This window comes from Thiohalocapsa sp. ML1 (genome assembly GCF_001469165.1).
Classification (GTDB): domain Bacteria; phylum Pseudomonadota; class Gammaproteobacteria; order Chromatiales; family Chromatiaceae; genus Thiohalocapsa.
On the sequence record NZ_JABX01000040.1, the window covers coordinates 20,689 to 38,570 of the forward strand.

12 protein-coding genes are annotated in these 17,882 nt (G+C 70.3%); 5 read left to right on the forward strand and 7 right to left on the reverse strand.

Translation table 11 applies throughout. The annotated features are described in order from the left end of the window. Positions 1–134 precede the first annotated feature (134 nt). The gene (locus ML01_RS20630) at positions 135–3,692 is read right to left on the reverse strand and encodes a response regulator (RefSeq protein ID WP_058557277.1); all 3,558 of its coding nucleotides are present in this window, start codon (positions 3,690–3,692) and stop codon (positions 135–137) included. Between the two features lie 579 nt (positions 3,693–4,271). Next, entirely contained in the window at positions 4,272–5,135 is an 864-nt protein-coding gene (locus tag ML01_RS20635; protein WP_058557278.1) for a transporter substrate-binding domain-containing protein, read from the reverse strand. A 259-nt stretch (positions 5,136–5,394) separates the two neighbouring features. On the opposite strand from ML01_RS20635, the gene ML01_RS20640 reads away from it, so the two are divergent. The 3 genes from ML01_RS20640 to ML01_RS20650 all read left to right on the forward strand — a co-directional run bounded on the left by ML01_RS20640 (position 5,395) and on the right by ML01_RS20650 (position 9,341). Continuing rightward, positions 5,395–6,429, forward strand: a complete 1,035-nt coding sequence (locus ML01_RS20640) for a polysaccharide biosynthesis/export family protein (protein WP_058557279.1) — start codon at positions 5,395–5,397, stop codon at positions 6,427–6,429. Positions 6,430–6,558: 129 nt separating this feature from the next. Then, a complete protein-coding gene (locus ML01_RS20645; protein WP_058557280.1) occupies positions 6,559–8,817 on the forward strand; it encodes a glycoside hydrolase family 9 protein in 2,259 nt (752 codons plus the stop codon). Positions 8,818–8,867: 50 nt separating this feature from the next. Continuing rightward, complete coding sequence (locus ML01_RS20650; RefSeq protein WP_058557281.1) at positions 8,868–9,341, forward strand: coiled-coil domain-containing protein; 474 nt, start codon at positions 8,868–8,870, stop codon at positions 9,339–9,341. Positions 9,342–9,768: 427 nt separating this feature from the next. Here ML01_RS20650 and cbiB read toward each other — a convergent pair whose 3' ends face one another. Further along, positions 9,769–10,743, reverse strand: a complete 975-nt coding sequence (gene cbiB, locus ML01_RS20655; RefSeq protein ID WP_058557282.1) for an adenosylcobinamide-phosphate synthase CbiB — start codon at positions 10,741–10,743, stop codon at positions 9,769–9,771. A 250-nt stretch (positions 10,744–10,993) separates the two neighbouring features. On the opposite strand from cbiB, the gene ML01_RS20660 reads away from it, so the two are divergent. Further along, positions 10,994–11,443 (forward strand): hypothetical protein, encoded by a 450-nt coding sequence (locus ML01_RS20660; RefSeq protein WP_216819242.1) that lies wholly within the window; start codon positions 10,994–10,996, stop codon positions 11,441–11,443. 138 nt (positions 11,444–11,581) lie between these two features. Here ML01_RS20660 and ML01_RS20665 read toward each other — a convergent pair whose 3' ends face one another. Together ML01_RS20665 and adk are read right to left on the reverse strand one after the other, a co-directional pair. Continuing rightward, positions 11,582–12,691: a DUF4124 domain-containing protein gene (locus ML01_RS20665; protein WP_082674492.1), complete on the reverse strand. Its 1,110-nt coding sequence runs from the start codon at positions 12,689–12,691 to the stop codon at positions 11,582–11,584. A gap of 102 nt (positions 12,692–12,793) precedes the next feature. Next, positions 12,794–13,453, reverse strand: coding sequence for an adenylate kinase (gene adk / locus ML01_RS20670; protein ID WP_058557285.1), 660 nt, complete (start codon positions 13,451–13,453; stop codon positions 12,794–12,796). 357 nt (positions 13,454–13,810) lie between these two features. Here adk and ML01_RS20675 point away from each other — a divergent pair, with 357 nt between their 5' ends. Then, entirely contained in the window at positions 13,811–14,137 is a 327-nt protein-coding gene (locus ML01_RS20675) for a hypothetical protein (RefSeq protein WP_216819243.1), read from the forward strand. A gap of 92 nt (positions 14,138–14,229) precedes the next feature. On the opposite strand, the gene ML01_RS20680 is transcribed toward ML01_RS20675, so the two are convergent. Further along, entirely contained in the window at positions 14,230–15,939 is a 1,710-nt protein-coding gene (locus ML01_RS20680) for a tetratricopeptide repeat protein (protein WP_156427887.1), read from the reverse strand. Beyond that, on the reverse strand, positions 15,932–17,851 hold the full coding sequence (locus ML01_RS20685; protein WP_058557301.1) for a CRTAC1 family protein: 1,920 nt from the start codon (positions 17,849–17,851) through the stop codon (positions 15,932–15,934). The genes ML01_RS20680 and ML01_RS20685 overlap by 8 nt, the downstream gene beginning before the upstream one ends. Positions 17,852–17,882 lie beyond the last annotated feature (31 nt).

Sequence of the window (17,882 nt, forward strand, 5' to 3'; positions counted from 1 at the left end):
GGCCCGTCTGCGATACCACCTGCAGGAATCAGCCGCGGCCCGGCCTTGCCGACCCCCGGATGAAGCTCGATGAGCGTGGCTACGATAGCACAGCCCTTCCAGCCACTAGCTACTAGCCACTGGCCACTAGACCGTCAGGCCCACTCGTCCAGCACCGCGGTGACCGCATCCAGGCTTGCCTGCAACCGGGGCAGCAGTCGCTCGGCCTCATCGAGCCGGCCGTCGCGGCCGGCGTGCTCCATGGCCGCGGCCAGGTCCTGCAGCGCCACCGCGCCGATGTTGCCGGCGGAGCCCTTGATGGAGTGCGCTCGCGTGCGCACGACGTCCGGGTCACCATCCGGGATGGCGTCGGCGAGCTCCGTGAGCAACGCCTGCGAGGTCTCCACGAAGATACCGGCGATCTCGCGGGCGATCTCCTCGTCGTTGTCGAGCCGCTCCACCATAACCTCGACGCTGAAATGGCCGTTGCCGTCTGCCGGCGGTGCGATCTCGGGCACCGGGACGACGGCCACCGGCTCCGCCGGCAGCGGCCTGGCCGGCTCGGCCCCCGAGCCGACGGCAGGCGGTGTGGGCTGCGGCGGCGCGGTGCCAGCCGCATCGCCCTTCGGCTTCGCGTCGGCGGCCAGCGACGCAAACAGCCGTCCGATGATGCACCCCAGGGTATCGCGCTGCACGGGCTTGGTCACGAAGTCGTCCATGCCGGCAGCCAGGCAGCGCTCGCGATCGGTAGTGGACGCGTGCGCCGTCATGGCGACGATGGGCAGCCGGCGGCCCGTGCCGTCCTCAAGCGCGCGGAAGCGGCGGGTCGCCTCCAGGCCGTCCATCTCCGGCATCTGCACGTCCATCAGCACCAGGTCGTAGGGGATGAGCTGCAGCGCCTTCAGCGCCTCGCGGCCGTTGGCGACAGCATCGGCGCGATAGCCCAGGCGCTGCAGCATGCGCAGTGCGACCTTCTGGTTAGTCGGGTTGTCCTCGGCGACGAGGACACGCAGCGGCGTCGCGTCATCGGCAATCTCGTCGCCCAACGGCGCCGTCGGCTGGTCGATGCGGGCCTCGAACAGCCGCATCAGCAGCCGATGCAGCGCGTGGCGTTTCACAGGCTTGGTCAAGAAGGCGTCGAAGCCCGCCTGCTCCAGCGCGCGGCCGTCGCCGCGCTGGTCGCGTGAGGACAGCATCACGAGCTTCGGCTCGCCGTACTCGCCGCTGCGGCGGATCTCACGGCCCAGCGTCAGCCCGTCCACCACCGGCATCATCATGTCTAGCACAACAATGTCGTAGGGCCGATCGGCGGCGCGCGCCGCGCCGAGTCGCCGCTTCGCCGCAGCGGCGCCGTCGGCCTGATCGATGACACAGCCGAAGGCCGTCAGGTACTCGTGGAGCACGCGCAGGTTGGTGGCGTTGTCGTCTACGATCAGCACGCGCTTGCCCACCAGCACGTCGTTCGGCGGCGGCGTCGGCAGGCCCGCGTCGGACTCGAGCAGGAACGGGATCTCGCACCAGAAGGTGGAGCCCACACCCACGTGGCTGTCGCAGCCGATGCAGCCGCCCATCAGATCCACCAATTGTTTGGAGATCGCAAGCCCGAGCCCGGTGCCGCCGAAGCGGCGCGTGGTGGTGGCGTCGACCTGGTAGAAGGACTGGAACAGGTTTCCCTGGCGCCCCTGCTCGATGCCGATGCCGGTATCGCTGACCTCGAACCGCAGCAGGCAGTGCTCGGCGTCGGCGTCGGCGTCCAGGCGCTTCACGTCCACGGATACCTCGCCGTGCTCCGTGAACTTGATGGCGTTGCCGGTCAGGTTCACGAGCACCTGCCGCAGGCGCCCCGCATCGCCACGCAGGCGTACCGGGATGTCCTCCGGCAGCAGGCAGTTGAACTGGAGCCCCTTCTCGAAGGCCTTCAGCGCCAGGATGTCCGCCACCTCCTCCAGCGTCGCGCGCAGATCGAAGCCGGTGATCTCCAGCTCCATGCGCTTGGCCTCGATCTTAGAGAAGTCGAGGATGTCGTTGATGACGTCGAGCAGGGCCTCGCCCGAGCTGTGGATGGTCTCGACATAGTCGCGCTGCACGGCGTTCAGCTCGGTGTCGCGCAACAGCCCCGTCATGCCGATGACGCCCACCATCGGGGTGCGGATCTCGTGACTCATGTTGGCGAGAAAGTCGCTTTTCGCCTGGCTCGCCGCCTCGGCGGCCTCTTTCGCGTCCAGCATCGCCTGGCTGGCGCGCCGCCGCTCGGTAATGTCGCGGATGCTGCAGCGCAGCCCCATTTTGGTGCCGTCGGCGTCGCAGATGGGCTGACCCGTGAGCACGGCCCAGGACAGGCTGCCGTCGCGATGCAGCAGCCGGAACTCGTGCTCGCTGCTGTCCCCCGCCCGCAACCGCTCCACCTGCCGGTGGAACGCGCGGCGGTCCTCGGGGTGCACCACCGGCAGCGGATAGTCCGGCATCGCGAGGCATTCCTCGACGCTGAAGCCGCTGACCCGTCCGACGGCGGGGTTCACCCACAGGAGCTTACCGTCCGGATCGGTCCAGTCTTCCCAGTCGTAGGTGTAGTCGGCGATGGCACGGAACTCCCGCGCGCTGGCGCGCAGCGCCTCCTCGGCGCGCCGGCGCTCGGCGATCTCGCGGTTCAGTGCAACGTTCTTGGCCTCGATGACACGCTCGCGCCGCGCTGCCTCGTCGAGCCGCGCCTGCAGCGCCGCCTGCCCGAGGTTGGCGCGGAACACGAGCACGACCCCGGCCAGCACGATGGCCGCGAGCACGGCCATGGCCGAGGCCTGCAGCCAAGGATTGAGGCCGCTCTCCACAGTGTCCACGCGATTCAGCTCGATGAGCTGAAACGGCGTGCCCGCGACCGGCACCTCCGAAACGAAAACATTGAAGCCCGACTCCGGCAGGAGCAACCGCACGGGCTCGCTCAGGTCCAGTTTCTGCCCGGGCGGCGCCGCGTCCGCGAGCACCCGGAACACCTCCGACCAGATCCCCATATTGCCGTCGCCGACCAACTGGCGGCCCGCGCCGGCATCCTCCACCAGCGCAAAGGCCAGTGCCTGGCCGTTGCCGCCGGCGTCGAGCAGGCTCGAATGCAGGAGCTCCGGGTCGATCCAGGCCACAAGCTGGCCCGCGTACTCCCCTTTGAAGCGATAGGGCGCCGAGACGACGATGGCAGCGCCCCCCTCCAGCGTGCGCACCAGCACGCCCTCGTCCGTCGGCCGCAAGCAGGCGCGCAGATCCTTCTGTCGCCCGGGCTCGTCGGCATTCGGCGCGAACACGTCCACCAACGCACTGCCGCTACCATCCACGAGGACGATGCGCTGGTAGATGGGCTGCCCCGCGACGCGCTTGCGATCCATGAGCTCCGCGAACAGCCGCTCGATGGGGATCAGGCTCTGCTTCAGCCCGAAGCGCTCGCTCATGCCGAGCGCGCGGTTCTCGAAATAGACCGACACCTCGCGGGCGCGGGCGAGGTTGTCGAGATCGCTGCGCTTCTCGTCGAAGAAGTATTCGATGGCCGTGCTGCGGCTCTGCGCGGCGCCGCGGATGCGGTCCACGAGTGTGTCCTGCAGGCTCATGGCGTTGCGGTAGTTATCCACCAGCAGATAGCCCATGAGCCCCACCAGGGACAGCGCCATCAACACCGTCCAGAAGGTGAGGCCGGACGACTGTGCCGGGGCTCGGTCTGCGTGATCGCTCATGGGCCGGGGTCGCTATGCTGGGGAAGCGTGAGCTTGGGGCCTTCGTGAAGATTCAATTCGCCGCAGCAGACCCTAAGTTGGGCGTCGCTATCGCTATCGACGGTCAGCGAATCGCACGACACTAGATTGCTTGACGGCGCCGAATGCTTGCAGATGAGTCAAGTTTCACGACGACAAGGCGCTTGCAGGCAAAAGGACCGAGGACCGAGGGCCAAGGGAGCCCGCCTTGGCCCTTGGCCCTTGGCCCTTGGCCCTTGGCCCTTGGCCCTTGGCCCTTGGCCCAATGCGCCGACGAGCGGGCTGCGCAAGACGAGGCGCCGTGCCCTGGTCGGTCTGAGGCTCTGCCTCGCTAGGGTTTCGCACTTCGACGCCACTTGAGCCAAATGCGGTTGGGCGAGAATCTCGATTTCGATTTCGATCCCGATTTCGATTTCGATCCCTACAACGGCTGGCGCAACGTGAGTGTCGGAGCGGGGCTGTTCGCCATTGTCGCGTCGGCGCGCATCTGCGAACGAGGAACCCGATCAAACTCCCACATATCGGCCGCCCCGCCGCGAGGACGGCGGCGGCGGCGGCGGTTCAGTTTTGCGCGGATAGAAAGTCCGGAAAATACTCGACCACGAACGGGTAGTACTTCAACGTCAACGCATCGAAGGACCCGTCCGCCCGCAGCTCAGCTAGGTAGGTGTTGAAGGCGTTGCGCAGCCCCTTGTCCTCGGGCCGGAAGGCGGGCGCCATGTCCTGCGGCTCGCTGACGGGGCCTATGACCTTGATCTCGCCGGGCCACTTCTGCAGCGCCACCAGCGCGTCCGGCACGTCGAGCAGCGTGAACTCCGACTCGTTGGCGAGCAGCGCCGGCGCCAGCTCGTTCAGCGTGCCGTCGAAGAGCGAGATCTTGGCGCCGGTTCTCTCCATGTCGTAAAGCGCGGGGTCGAGGCAGGTGTCGAGCTTGCCGAGCAAACTCTTGCCGGCGAGCACAGACTTGGTCTGCACGATGTCGTCCACCAGGTTATTCGTGGGCTGGATCGGCGACACTGCCGTATCCGCGCGCGACATGAGCCACACCTGGGTCGGGAACGTGGGCTCGGCGAAGGCGACCACCTTCTCGCGCCACGGGATCACGGTCATGCCGTTGGCGATGATGTCCCCCTTGATCGGCACATCGCCCACGATCTGCACGTCATCACCGATGGACTTGACCTCCTTGCCGGTGAGATCCCCGATGGCCCTGGACCAATCCGTCTGCACGTACTCATAATCCACGCCCAGCCAGCGGGCGAAACCCTGCATGAGCTCGACGTCCATGCCGTCACCCGCGCCGGTGACGAAGTTCGCGTAGGGGATGCCTAGATGGCGCAGGATGCCGCGTTCCTTGATCGCGGCAACGCTGTCATCGGCGCTCGCCCACAGCGTTTGCGGCGCCAGCACGACAGCGAGGAGCATGGCAGTGAGACCGACGCGGTGCCTGGCAGCAGAGCGCCCCCACCGGCGGACCAGCGGAAACGAGATCATCGACACCTCCGGGCAGATGCGAGTTGAACAGTACGGAGACCGCAACGGGCGGTTACGGCGGAACCGCGCGAGTGGAGCCATTGTAGCGGAACCAAGCGGCTCAGAGGGCCGACAGGCGGCGCTTGCTCGCACCGCTTGGCGCCGCGCGCTCGGGCTTTTTCCGCCAGCATGGCTGCTGCTCGCGCTGGCGTTGCTCGCCGGCTGTGCCACCACGCCGCGACAGACACCGCCGCCCTACCTCGACGAGCCGCCGCCGCTGGTGCGCCCGGAGTCGCTGAAGGAGCCGCCGGAGCAGATCACGCGCCGCCTCACCACCGAGGAGCAGCTCGCCGAGCTTGCCCGGGTGGTCGCCGAGACCCGCGTCATGCCGACCCTCGGCAAGGGCGACGTGCTGAGCATCTCGGTCTACGACGAGCCGGATCTCGGCATTGCGAGTGTGCCGATCCGCCCGGACGGCATGGTCTCCTTCCCGCTCATCGGCGACGTGGCGGCTGCCGGGCGCAGTGTCGACGAGCTGACCGCAACCATCAGCGAGCGCCTGGCCCGTTTCGTCATCGCACCGCGGGTCGCGGTGATCGTGACGCAGTTGAACAGCCTCAACTACACGGTGAACGGCGAGGTGACCAAGCCCGGCGTTTATCCGCTCGTCACCGACGTGCGGCTCACCCAGGCCATCGCCCACGCCGGCGGCTTCAAGCAGGGCCAGTTCCGCTCCAGCTCCGTGGAGGTGGCAGACCTGTCCACGGCCTTCATCGCCCGCGAGGGGCGGGTGCTACCGGTGGACTTCACGCGGCTGTTCCGCCAGGGGGATCTGCGCTTCGACATTGAGCTGCAGGACGGCGACTACATCAGCATCCCGTCGGGCCTGTCGCAGGAAGTCTACATCGTCGGCGAGGTGAACAAGCCCGCGCAGTTCGCGTTCCGCGAGGACATGCCCATGTCGCGCTCCCTAGCGCTGGCCGAGGGCTTCACGCGCGAAGCGGACCTGAGCCGCGTGCATATCGTGCGCGGCGCGCTGAGCAACCCGAGCCTGATCGTCGTGAACTTCAAGCAGGTGCTGAACGGCAACGCGCAGGACGTGCAGTTGGAGCCGAACGACATCGTCTACGTGCCGCCGACCTATCTATCGCAGTGGTCGCAGATGCTGAACCAGATCGTGCCCACCATCACGGCGATCCAGACCGGAATCATCCTCGGCAACACCGTCGGCAGCGACGGCAACTAGGTTGCTGGACGGCGCCGAATGTTTGCAGACGAGTCAAGTTTTACGACGAAACGGCGCCTGCCGGCGAAAGGGCCGAGGGCCAAGGGCCAAGGGCCGTGGGCCCGGCGACCAGGGCAGCGGGCGACGGTCGTGCTGCTCGGCACGCTCCTCGCGGCCGGCTCCGGCAGCGGCGCCGCCGCCGATGGCGCTCGGCTCGGCGTCACGACGCCGCTCGGGCTCGACCCCGAGCAACTGCGCCAGATGCAGGCCCAGGTGTTTGCCGAGGGCGCGGTGCGCGCCCTCGAGATCCGCTCGGCACACGCGCTCACGCTCGTTGTGACCGGCCCGGACGGCGAGTCGCCCGCGCTCGACGCCGAGCGCATCCGGCTCCTGCGGTCCGACGGCACCGCGCAGGCGCCCGCGCGCGTGGGCCGCGACCGGCAGATCATCGGCTTCGATGCCGAGGCGCGCGCCATCGTCGGCAACCGGGCGCACCTGTTCTTCGACACCCCGCTGACACCGGGCACGCGGCACCAGTTGCAGTTGCCGGACGGCACCGCCCTGCCGCTCGGCTTCGCGTCTCACAGCGTCACCGGCTCCATCCAGGCGAGCCAGGTGGGCTATGCGCCGCATGCGCCCAAGCGCGCCTTCGCCGGCAACTGGCTCGGCAGCGCGGGGCCGCTGCCGGTTGCGCCGACGCGCTTCGATGTCATCGACACGAACAGCGGCCAAGTCGCCTTCAGCGGCGCGGCGGAGCTGATCGCCGCCCACGACCCTTGGAGCGGCAACCGCGTCTTGTCGCTCGACTTCTCAGCGCTGCGGCGGCCCGGGCGCTATCGCATCCAGATGGTCGGGCTCGGGGCCTCCGATGCGTTCACCATCGCCGAGGACGTCTACGCGCCGCTCTACCGCGGCGTGTTCCGGCTCTTTTTCCACAGCCGCAACGGCATGCCGATCGACGCCCGCCACGCGGACCCGGGCCACGCCCGGCCCCAAGGCGGCGTGCCCAGCGCGCTCGACGGCGTGCTGCACCCGAGCGTGCAGGATTCGGCACTGGGCTGCGGCAGCCGCGGCTGCGACCGGCGCGAGGTCCACGGCGGCTGGTTCGATGCCGGCGACTATGGCCAGTACGTGGCGAACGCGGCACCGGTATGGTTCAGCGTCGGTGCCGCGCTGGATCTGGCGCCGGCGCGCTTCGGCGACGGCGACCTCGGCATCCCGGAGCGCGGCAACGGCATCCCGGACGTGCTCGACGAGCTGGACTGGAGCATGCGCTGGCTGCTTGCCATGCAGGACCCGGACGGCGGCGTGCACTTTCGCATCGCGAGCGAGCGCTGGGATGAGTCCCTGCCGCATCGCATCACAAAGCCCCGGCTTATCGGCGAGCGCACCACCCACGCCACGGCGTCCTTCGCCGCAGCGGCGGCCATCCATGCCCGGCTGATGCAGCCCTTCGATGGGGCCAGGGCGAAGCAGGTGCTCGCCGCCGCCGAGGCCGCCTGGCGCTTCATCGAGAGCCATCCGCAATGGCCCGCCGAGGGCGAGCGCTATCGCAACCCGCCGGGCATGCACGCGGGCGAGTATGCCGACGCCGCCGCCATCGACAACCGCCTCTGGGCCGCGGCGGAGCTGCTGCGCACCACCGGGGCGGAGCGCTACCGCCGCGCCTACGCGGCGCTTGCGCCTAAGGTTACGATCGACCCGACCAATCCCGTGTCCTACGACAAGCAGGCCATGGCGGCACTCTGGGCCTACGTGATGGCCGACGGCGCCAAGGACCCGGCCTTGCTGAAACAAGCCCGCAACGCGGTGCTGGAGTCCGGGCGCTGGCGCGCGCGCATGGCCGCGCAGCACCCATGGCGGGCGCCGGTGCATCACCACATCGGCTTCGTCGGCTGGGGCAGCTTCGCGTTGTCCACGCGGGCGACCTTGCCGCTGCTGCAGGCCTACGCACTGTCCGGCGAGCCGGAGCTCTTGGACTGGGCCTGGCAGTCGCCGACGCCGCAGCTCGGCGGCAACCCGCAGGCGCTCTGTTACGTCACGGGCTTCGGCGCGCGCGCGCCGCGCTGGCCGCTGTCGAAGCTCTCGCAGTACGACGACAACCCCGAGCCGCTCGGCGGCATCCCGGTGCTCGGCCCGCACTGGCACGTGCCGGCGGTCTCGCCGCAGATGCGCAGCCTAAACGCCGCCTACGACCCGCCGAGCGAGCCGGGCGGCCGCAGGCCCGAGTCCGACGCCGACTACCGGCGCGCCTACCCGGCGCTGCGCCGGTTCACGGATGCCGACTACCTGCCGCACATGACGGAGCCGACGGTGGCCGACTATGCCGCGGTGGGCGTCGCCTACGGGCTCTTGCGCCGGCCGGGCGTCGGGGAGGAGATCCGCCGGCGCTTTAAGCAGCGCGATTGAGCCCGCCCCGGCCGCTTGCGCAAGCCAAGCAACGGTGCGAGATTGCGCCCATGACCCAGTCCGTCATCGACCTCTACGAGGCGCTGCGCAGCGCGCCCGACGATACGACCCGCGCCAAGCTCATCGCGGAGGCCTTCGAGCGCCTGGATGAGCGCTATCCGCACCTCAAAGACGCCGCCACGCAGGGTCACGTGCGGGAAAGCGAGCTCCGGCTGCAAAAGGAGATCGAGCAGGTACGCAAAGAGATCGAGCAGTTGCGGGCCGATCTGCAGCTTCAGATCGAACAGGTTCGCTCCGAGCTGAAAACCGACATCGAGCAGCTCCGCGGCCAGATCGCGACCGAGCTCGAGCAGCTCCGCGGCAAGGTCGCAACCGACATCGAGCAGCTCCGCGGCCAGATCGAGATCGACATCGAGCGCTTACGCGGCGACATCGCCCGCTTCAAGATCGACCTGCTGAAATGGCTGGTGCCGCTGATGTTCGCGCAGATCGCGGCCATCGCGGCGCTGGTGAAACTGCTGTAGACGGCGCACTGCTTCGCTGCTGCGCGCTAGTGCTTCGCTGCCGAAATCCTGAGACCGGGTTTCGTCGTTGTCATTGCCGTTGCCGTTGCCGTTGCCGTTGCGCGGTTTTGACGGATGTTGACTGGAGTGTTGACCTCCAGGTCAACACGGCGACAGAGCGGGATGCACAGATCTCGCGAGTGCGGAGCCGACCGGGAGGTCGGCTCTCCGGCCCGGCTCCGGCTCGGCTACGGGCGGGCAAGTGCTTCGCTGCCGAGTCTCCGCCGTCGCCTGCCTCGAAGAGTCAAGCTTTCACGGCGAAACCGCTTGAGGGCATACGGGCCGAGGGCCGAGGGAGCCCTCCTCGGCCCTCGGCCCTCGGCCCTTTGGCTGATAGCACTGAGCACAACTCGTCGGTCTGAGGCGACGCCTCGGTAGCCTTCGACCGTCAACGCCAAGCTGCCAGGCACAACCCAGCGGCAATCGCCGTCGCCAGCCCGGCGGCGACGCCCACCAGCCACAGCGCCCGGCGCAGATCGTCCCCGGTCAGGTCCGCCGGCCAATCATCGGCGCCGATCCACGGCCGCTCCACCCACTCCCCGTGGTAGCGCGCGGGTCCGGCGAGCCGGACCTTGAGCGCCCCCGCCGCGGCGGCCTCGCTCCAGCCGGAGTTCGGGCTCGGCAGCACGCCGTGCCAGCGCCGCGCCGCCGGCAGCACCGCCCGCCAGTGCAGACCCGTCAGCGCCGCCGCGGCGGCGAGCAGCGGCACGGACAGCCGCGCCGGCAGCCAGTGGATCAGGTCATCGGTGCGCGCGGCGGCCCAGCCGAAGCGCCGGTAGCGCTCGGTCCGATAGCCCACCATGGAGTCCAGGCTGGAGATGGCCTTGACGGCGATGAGCCCCGGCAGCCCGAGCAGCGCCAGTGCCCACAGCGGCGTCAGCACGCCGTCGGTGAGGTTCTCGGACAGGCTCTCGATGGTCCCGCGCACGACGCCGCCGCGATCGAGCTCCGCCGTCTCGCGGCTGACGAGCCAGGCGAGCCGTCCACGCGCCGTCGGCAGGTCCTCCAGCACCATCAGCACGCGCCGACCGTGGTCCAGCAAATCGCGGGTGCAGAGCAGGCTGTAAGCGATGAACAGATCCCAGAGCCAGCCGAGCACCGGATGCGCCGCCGCAAGCACGAGCCGCACCAGCCACCACGCGGCGATGGCCCCCAGGGTCACGGCGAGCCCGTGCAGCACACCGGCAAGACGCCCGTTCCAGCCGCGCGCGAACAGCCAGCGCTCCAATGCGATGCTCGCATGGCCCAGAAGCCGGATCGGATGCAGCGAGTAGCTCGGGTCCCCGAGCAGCGCATCCAGCAGCACCGCCGCCAGCAACAAGACCAGTTGCGGCTCAAGCTGCGGCACGAGTTGTGGCTCCATGGGCGGGGCTGGCTGCTGGCTGCGTTGAGGACGAGTCGGCCGCCGACGCGGCGCGGCATCTTACCGGATGCCGGCGCCGCGACGCCGCCGCGCGCAATGACGCGCCGCGCCGCGCACCGTATGCTGCCGGGCCATGCGACCCCACGACCTGATCGCGCCGCGGCTGGCCCCGCGGGCGCCTGCTCCACGCCGCGAAGCGCCCTGCGCGCCCGCGTGCCGACCTGCGGTCCTGCCGACAGGGCAGATGCAGATGCCGGATTGGCTCGCGATCCCGGCAGCCCCCCGGCGACCCGCGCCCGCCGCCGGCAACCTCCGCGCACACCGGCTGGAACTGGCGCCGCAGCACCCAGCGGGCGCGCTCGACAAACACGCCCTCGACGTCGCGCTGAGCCGCGGCCGGCACGCGGTGGAGCGGCTCTACCTCGACGGCGCCCGGGCCATCGCGCTCGCCACCGCGGCCAACGCGGACCCGGACAGCGCATTGCTGACGGCCAATCCACCGGGCGCCTACCCTGAGCTGGCCAGGCGCGGCGCGCTGACCGCGATGTTGGTGGGCGCCTGCCTCTCCGCCGCGCAGATCGGCCTGCCGGTGCTGCTGCTCGACCCCGGGGCGCGCACGGCGGCGGGGTTCGCGCTGGCGTTAAACCCGAGCGTCGGGGGCTGGATGCTTGCGGCTGGCTCGTTGCTTGACAGCGCCTAGCTCTTACCGATGAGTCAAGTTGCAACTGGACGTCGGACCGGCGAGGCGCGTCGGGAGCACGACTTGTCGGTCAGGCGACGCCTCCCTAGAGAACGGACGGCTGGTGGAGGGCTCCCTTGGCCCTTAGCCCTTAGCCCTCTAGGGCACGCACTCCACGTGCACGGTAAAGCCGGCGGCCCGGCGGCGAGTCTCCTGCGGCGTAAGCCGGCCGAGTGCCGCCGCGCCGAAGTGCGACACGTCGGCAGCGGCCAGAAACCTTCGCACGGCCGCGGTCGGCAGCACCTCGAAGCCGCCGTCCGCGGCTGGCAGGACAATGCCGGCGATGAGCCCGCCATCGCCGATCAGCGGCGCACCGGACAGTGCCGGCCCCGGCGGCAAGGACAGCGGCAGCGGTGCCGCCGCATCCGGCACGACGGCGGCAATCAACGCCCCCACCACATCGGCCGCGGGCGGCTGCAACGTCGCCTCGGCGATGCTCGGCTCGCCGCTCAGCACCCCGCGCAGCGGCAGGCTCACGGCCTGCAGCGTCGGCGGCAGCGGCGCATCGCCCTCGGCAAAGACGCCGGGGCGACCGTGCAGGCCGTCGGCCACCAGCACGGCGAGGCCGAGCGCCGAGTCGCGGCGCAGCACCCGGGTGTCGTGCCAGCCGCCACCGCGAAAGCTGCGCAGCCCGCCGCACTCGGCAATGACGCTGTCCGCCGTCAGCAGGACACCCTGGGGATTCAGCAGGATGCCGCTGCCCGCCATGCGCCGCAGCCCCTCCGCACCGCCGGGGGCGCCCCGCTCGAAATCGAAGCCCCCGCCCCGGCACTGCTCCGCCGCCGACGCGGCGATGCGCTCCGGGTCCAGCTCGCCGCGGCCGGCGAAGGCGAACACGTGGTTGATGATCTCCAGCGCATCGTCGCCCACGATGCCGCGGCTGCCCAAGGCGGCGTGGCCGCTCCGGTCATCCCTGCCACCGCGCCCGCCCAGCACCGCCATGGCCCGGTTGAGGGTGACACCGGCAACCATGCCGTGCGCCAGCTCCAGCGCGAAGGCCTGCACCCGGTCGCAGAGCACGTCGCCCGCGGGGGCGGCAAGAGCACCGCCGCCGGGCACCTCGGGAAGCGACGGCGCCCGGCCCCGGGGTTCCTCACAGGCGGTCTGGGAATAGGTCACATTGCCATCGGCATCGACGCACTTGTGCATCGCGACGGCGGGCTGGGCACCGCAGAGCAACAGCAGCAGCAAACAATGCCTAATCCACATGGCCTGTACGCAAGGAGCAGCGATTGAAAGGCGTGGATTGTCGCATGTGGAAGGGCCGAGGGCCGAGGGCCGAGGAGGCAGAGGCTCGGCCCTCGGCCCTACTCAGGGCTGACTGAGCCGCCCGATGATGCTCTCGCGGATCGCATCGACGCCGCCGACGCCGTCCACCTTGATGTAGCGCGGGGCGCCTTCGCCGCCCTGCTCCGCCCAGGTCGAGTAGTAGTCGATGAGCGGCGCGGTCTGATCGTGATAGACCTTGAGGCGAGCCTTGACCGTGTCCTCCTTGTCGTCGTCGCGCTGCACCAGCGGCTCGCCGGTCTCGTCGTCCTTGCCCGCTTCCTTGGGCGGGTTGAAGACAACGTGATAGGTGCGGCCGGAGGCCAGATGCACGCGCCGGCCGGACATGCGCTGGATGATCTCCTCGTCCGGCACGTCGATCTCCACCACGGCGTCCACGTAGATGCCACTCTCCTTCATCGCGTCGGCCTGCGCCAGGGTGCGCGGGAAGCCGTCGAACAGGAAGCCGTTCGCGCAGTCGGGCTCCTTGATGCGCTCCCGGACCATGCCGATGATGATGTCGTCGGACACCAGCCCGCCCTCGTCCATGATCTTCTTCGCCGCGATGCCCAGCTCGGTGCCGGCCTTGACGTGGCCGCGGAGCATGTCGCCGGTGGAGATCTGCGGGATCTGGAAATGCTCCTTGATGAAGTTGGCCTGGGTGCCTTTGCCGGCCCCGGGGCCGCCGAGCAGGATGACGCGCATGGAGGTGTCCTCGTTCTAATGATGGTCGTCGGAGCCCGCAGGCTGCCACAGCGCGGACCGAGCGGCAATTCCGCGGTTCGGATGTGCCGATAACCACGGCTTATGCTGCGGCTTTGTCATCAGCCGCGACGCCGGCGGGACAAGGGCCGAGGGCCGAGGGCCGAGGGCCGAGGAAGCTTCCTTCCGCACTTCGCACTCCGCACTCCGCACTTCGCACTTCAAACTTCAAACTTCAAACTTCCCCCATTGCGCCGTCAAGCAAGCAGGTACAAACCCCTATCGCAACAGATGTTTACGCCGCTATACTGGCTGCGGGATTGATCCCGGCAACTTGAACACGAAGGCGAGGAGGCAATGATGAAGAACTTGCTGATCGGCGCTGCCGGTGGTGCCTTGGTTGCCGCGCTGGCGGCGACGCCGGCCCAGGCGTTTTGGGGTTCCTGGGGCGACGGCCCCTGGTACGGCGGTCCATGGCACGGCGGCCCCTGGTACGGCCGCGGCTATCCGCACTACGGCGGCTACGGCTATCCGTACGGCGGCGGCTGGGGCGCTCCGGGCTATGGCGGGGGCTACCCCGGCTATGGCTGGGGCTACCCGGGTTACGGCTGGGGCGGCTATCCCTACGGCGGCTATGCGCAGCCGGTGACGCCGTCGGCACCGCAGGACAGCGGCAGCGAGCGCTAAGGCGCGACGCAGACCCGGCGGGCGGTGTCCCGCTGGGAACGCTTCTTGGGGGCCGGGCAACCGGCCCCTTTTCGTTGGCGGGGCAGCGCGGCTCAGTAGGGCTTCGTCGCCGGATAATCCCGCATGAGCTGATCGGCGCTGAAGGGCGGCGGCGCGAGCAGCAGATCCCCGTCCGGCCAGGGCTGCGGCAGTCGGCCGTCGGCGTAGGCCGCCAGCTCGGCCTCGACCAGCGCCGCCTCGGCCGGCGGCAGCATCCAGGCCGCGTCGGCGAGCGGTTGCAGCAGCGCCTTCGCACCCGCCATGTCGCCGCCGGCGGCGCGGGCCAGCGCCAGCGCGCGCTGGTGCGGCGGGATGGGACCGCCGGCGGCCGGATCGGCAAGCAGCGCGGCGGCGAGGTTGCGGGCGGCGGCCGGCTCCCGGAGCGATGCGTCCTCGGCCGCCGCGAGCAGCCGGGCGAGTGCGTAGCGGAGCTGCGGATCATCCGGATGCCGTTCTGCAAGACCCCGCACGGTGGCGAGCACGTCCGCCTCCGCCGCGCCGCCGCGCAGTGCCGCCACCTGCGCGAGCACCCGCGCCGGCGCCACGCCGGCATCGGCCGCGAGCACCCGCTCATAGCCGGCCGCCGCGGCGGCATGGCGACCGGCGTGGAAGTCCAGATTCGCGAGCGCGAACAGCGCGCCGGCGTGCTCCGGCGCCTGCGCCAGCACTTGGGCGTAGCGCGCCGCGGCGGCATCGACATCGCCGCGCGCCTGCGCGACGACACCGTCGAGAAAGACCGCGAAGGTCGCATCCGGCGCCGCCGCCAGCACTTGCGCAAGCGCCGACTCCGCCGCGGACTGCTGGCCGGTCAGCCAAAGCACGCGGGCGTAGCTGATGCGCGCGTCGGCGTTGTCCGGTGCCACGGCGAGCCCGTCCGCGAAGCGCCGTACGGCGGTGTCGTAGTCGCCGCCGCGCACCGCATGCAGCGCCTCTTTGAAGGCCGGCAGCGCGTGGTCCGTCGCCGCGCGCAGCTCGTCGATGAGCAGGTCGGCGATGGCCGGCTCGCGCAATCGGAACTGCGCGAGGTGCGCGCGGGCAGCCTCGGTGTTGCCGAGCGCCCGATGCGCCTGCGCCAGCGGATAGTGCACCTCGGTGGCGCCCGGGTTCGCGGCGAGCGCCGCGTCGAGCAGCCCGATGGCGTCCGCGAAGCGCCGCTGCAGCACCGCGATCTGGCCGCGGTAGTAGTTGGCCGGGGCCGCGAGGCTCGGCTCCGCCGCGGCGCGGGTTAGCGCCGCCTCGGCCTCGGCCAGCGCGCTGCGGTCCAGGTGCACCTTGCCGAGGCGCACGTACAGCGGCGCATAGTCCGGTGCGATGTCCCGCGCCCGCTCCAGGTGGCCGACGGCGGCCTCCAGGTTGCCGGCGAGCATCGCGAGATAGCCCGCGTAGTAGGGCCAGCGCAGCTCCTCCGGCTGGAACGCCATGGCGTTCGCGAGGCAGGCATCGGCCTGCGCCTCCACCTCCACCAGGATCAGCAGCGCACCGAGGCGCCCGTAAGCCGCCGCGATGGTTGCGGCGTCCGGCGCCGGCTCGGCCAACAGCACGTTCAGCTCCGCACGGGCGGCGGTGAGCGCCTGCTGCATCAGCGGCTCGGCGCCGCTCCAATCGGCGAGCGGCACCGGCGCGAGGGCGACACCGTGCGTCTGCGGCGGCTCCGCGACCAGGTCGGCGCGGGCCTCACCCGCCAGCAGGAGGCAGAGGCCGAGAGCGCCGACGATGGCAGCCCGCCGGCGTTGACGGAATCCCCGGAGCACGCCCTCAAGCATCGCCGCCACCCTGCCGAAGCGTCAGCGTCGTATCCAGCGCCGTCGGCGTGTGCGTCTGCTCGCTGCCGTCCGGCCAGATGACGCGGATCGACACCGCCGCCGGGTCGGCCAGCGCGCCGAGCCCGAAGGTCACCGGCCGCTCCACCTGCGACAGGTAGCCGCGGGTCGGGCGCACGTCGCGCACCTGCGTCGTGCCGCCGGCGGTGAGCTCGATGCGCGCGCCGATGGCGCCGGTGTTGGGCGGCCGGCCGATCAGCGCCAGCCGCAGCCAGTGGTGACCGAGGGCCTGATCGTTGCGCAGCAGTGCCGGCCGGCGGCCGTTCTGCGTGATCAGCACGTCGAGATCGCCGTCGCCGTCGATGTCCGCATAGGCGATGCCGCGACCGACCAGATCCTGCGCGAGATCGCCGACGGCGGCGGGCGTCGGCGGCACGAACACGAAGCTCGCACCGCAGGCGTCGCCGCAGTTCCAGAACAGCGCCGCCGGCTGCGCATAGCGCTGGCTCTGCTGCACCTTGTCGATCTCGTGCTCCAGGTGGCCGTTGGCGAGCAGCAGGTCCTCGCGGCCGTCCAGGTCGTAGTCGAAGAACAGGAGCCCGAAGGTGAGCGGGATGCGCGACGCGGGGCCGAGCCCCTCCAGCACCGCCTCGTCCACGAAGGGCGGGCGCCCGTCGGTGGTGACGAAGAGCGAGGCCATCTCGTTGGCGAAGTTGCCCACCGCGATGCCGAGCTCCGCGTCGTTGCGGAAATGCGCCGTGTCCACGCCCATGGCCGAGGTGCCCTTGCCGTTGCGGTCATACGCCACGCCGTCGAGGATGGCGGTCTCCTCGAAGCGGCCGTCGCCCAAGTTCCGGAACAGAAAGTTGCGCACCGTGTCGTTGACGACGACGAGGTCCTGCCAGCCGTCGCCGTCGTAGTCGAGCGCCACGACGCCGAGCCCCTTGCCCACTGGGTTGCCGGTGACGGGGTCGGCGACGCGGATGCCGGCGGCGGCGGACACATCGGTGAAGCGCGGGTTTCCGTCGTCGCCCAAACCGTCGTTGCGATACAGCAGATTGTCGGTGCCGATGAAGTTGACCGGCGCCCCGTAGGCCCGGCCCAGGCCCGTCAGGCGAAAGTCGATGGCCAGATCGATGTCCCGCGACCACTTGACGTAGTTGACGACGAACAGATCCAGATCGCCGTCCTTGTCGTAGTCGAAGAAGACGGCGCTGGAGGACCAGGCGTCGTCGCGGCCGGCGACCCCGGCGGCGTCGGTGATGTCCTCGAAGCGGCGCCCGCCGCCCGGCGCCGGCAGGTTGCGCAGCAGGCGGTTGGCGTTGAGCGAGGTCAGATAGACGTCGTCCCAGCCGTCGCCGTCCACGTCGCCGATGGCAACCCCCATGCCGTAGTCCGCGAAGTCGAGCCCGCTGCCGGCGGTGGCGTCCTCGAAGCTGCCGCTGCCGTCGTTGCGGTAGAGCCGCATGGTCGGCTGCTCGGGCAGCGTCTCGTGGCCGGGCCATTCGCGCGAATTCACCAGCAGCAGATCCTGGTCGCCATCGCGGTCGTAGTCGAAGAAGGCGGCGCCGCTGCCGAGGGTCTCGGGCATCAGCCGCTCGCCGTAGGCGCCGTTCTCGTGCACGAAGTCGATGCCGGCGGCTTGTGTGATGTCGGTGAACAGCACCGTCGGCGGCGTCGTCGGCGCTGCCGCGGCGCCCGGGGCTTCCGGGGCCGGCGCCACCTGCGGCAGCGCGATCTCCGCCTCCGCGACGGGCACCGACGCGGGCGGGCGGGTCAGCAGGTAGCCGACGCCCGCGAGCACGACGCCCACGGCGAGCGCCGCCAGCGAGACCAGCAAGGCCCGGCGGATGCGTGCCTCGCCGCGGGTCGGCACCGGCTTGGCGCCGGGAGCGGGTCGCTGCTCGGTGTTCATCTCTGGGCCTCCGCTGGTGTCGATCTGTTCA

Excerpts from the sequence above, each read along its gene's own strand:
- ML01_RS20630 (WP_058557277.1), bottom strand. The coding sequence starts at position 3,692 with ATGAGCGATCACGCAGACCGAGCCCCGGCACAGTCGTCCGGCCTCACC.
- ML01_RS20635 (WP_058557278.1), bottom strand. The coding sequence starts at position 5,135 with ATGCTCCTCGCTGTCGTGCTGGCGCCGCAAACGCTGTGGGCGAGCGCC.
- ML01_RS20650 (WP_058557281.1), top strand. The coding sequence starts at position 8,868 with ATGACCCAGTCCGTCATCGACCTCTACGAGGCGCTGCGCAGCGCGCCC.
- cbiB (WP_058557282.1), bottom strand. The coding sequence starts at position 10,743 with ATGGAGCCACAACTCGTGCCGCAGCTTGAGCCGCAACTGGTCTTGTTG.
- ML01_RS20660 (WP_216819242.1), top strand. The coding sequence starts at position 10,994 with ATGCCGGATTGGCTCGCGATCCCGGCAGCCCCCCGGCGACCCGCGCCC.
- ML01_RS20665 (WP_082674492.1), bottom strand. The coding sequence starts at position 12,691 with ATGTGGATTAGGCATTGTTTGCTGCTGCTGTTGCTCTGCGGTGCCCAG.
- adk (WP_058557285.1), bottom strand. The coding sequence starts at position 13,453 with ATGCGCGTCATCCTGCTCGGCGGCCCCGGGGCCGGCAAAGGCACCCAG.
- ML01_RS20675 (WP_216819243.1), top strand. The coding sequence starts at position 13,811 with ATGAAGAACTTGCTGATCGGCGCTGCCGGTGGTGCCTTGGTTGCCGCG.
- ML01_RS20680 (WP_156427887.1), bottom strand. The coding sequence starts at position 15,939 with ATGCTTGAGGGCGTGCTCCGGGGATTCCGTCAACGCCGGCGGGCTGCC.
- ML01_RS20685 (WP_058557301.1), bottom strand. The coding sequence starts at position 17,851 with ATGAACACCGAGCAGCGACCCGCTCCCGGCGCCAAGCCGGTGCCGACC.